This window comes from Streptomyces sp. SID5464, from assembly GCF_009862985.1.
GTDB classification, from domain to species: Bacteria; Actinomycetota; Actinomycetes; order Streptomycetales; family Streptomycetaceae; genus Streptomyces; species Streptomyces chartreusis_D.
In genome coordinates this window covers 1-873 of record NZ_WWIQ01000019.1, presented here as the reverse complement: position 1 = coordinate 873, position 873 = coordinate 1, and the positions used below count along the sequence as shown (strand labels likewise).

1 protein-coding gene is annotated in these 873 nt (G+C 66.6%); it reads right to left on the bottom strand.

Translation table 11 applies throughout. From position 1 onward, the window contains the following. The coding region (locus GTY47_RS12815) for an alanine racemase (RefSeq protein ID WP_234025792.1) at positions 1-568 on the bottom strand (568 nt) is incomplete at its 3' end. Between the last annotated feature and the right edge of the window lie 305 nt (positions 569-873).

Here is an 873-nt window from a genome sequence, read left to right as displayed (position 1 = left end):
GTCGGTCCGGTTCGTCTCCCATCGCGTCGGCGAGGGCCTCGATCGCCGCGACGTTGTCGACGCCGACCCGCAGCCGGGCGGACTCGGCGAGCCGGCGGATGCGCGGGCCCTTCGTTCCCGCGGGCCAGATGGGGTAGGCGAGGAAGATGTCGTCGAATCCCGCCGCGGCGAAGACCTCGGCCTCACCGACATTGCCCGCGGTGATTCCGACCGCCCCGGCCTCGACCTGGCGCCGCCCGATCTCCACACACTTGTGCGTCTTGACGTGCGGCCTGACATCGAGGTTGTGCTGGTCGGCGAAGGCCTGCATGCGGTCGATGTTGTCCTGCATGACATCGACCAGCACGATCGGCGCGGGAGTGTCGATTCGCTCGACCAGGGTGTCGAGTGCTCGTTGAAGCCGGTTCACGCTGCCTCCTTTTTGGTTCTGCCTGAAATGATCGAGGGGCGCGGGTGCTGAATCCCTCCGATGCCCTCGTGGTGCGAGCTTGCCGTCCGTTCTCGCCTGCACCTCGATGAGCAGTTCACCGGCCGCATTGACGACATTCGCCTGCTCACCGAAGTGCACAGCGGCGCGTGCGCGTTGAGCGCCGCACGGCGCGCGAGCGGGTCTCGGCGCGGGCGGTCGACGGCTCGGGACAGGTGGCAGGCTGCCAGTCCCATGTCGGCCAGCCACTGGCTCGTGGTCCGCGGGATGATGCCTAGCAGCTTCTGGGTGGAGGACTCCGGCGTGTCGAACAGCCCGGCACGGTACTCATCACGCCGTAGCAGTCAAACGAAACACATTCCGGCCGGAACTGGAGGGAATGGCCATGAGGATGCTCCTGTCTTTACCCTGGGAGTAACTTCCCGTGTTCGGGACTGGCCTTCAGG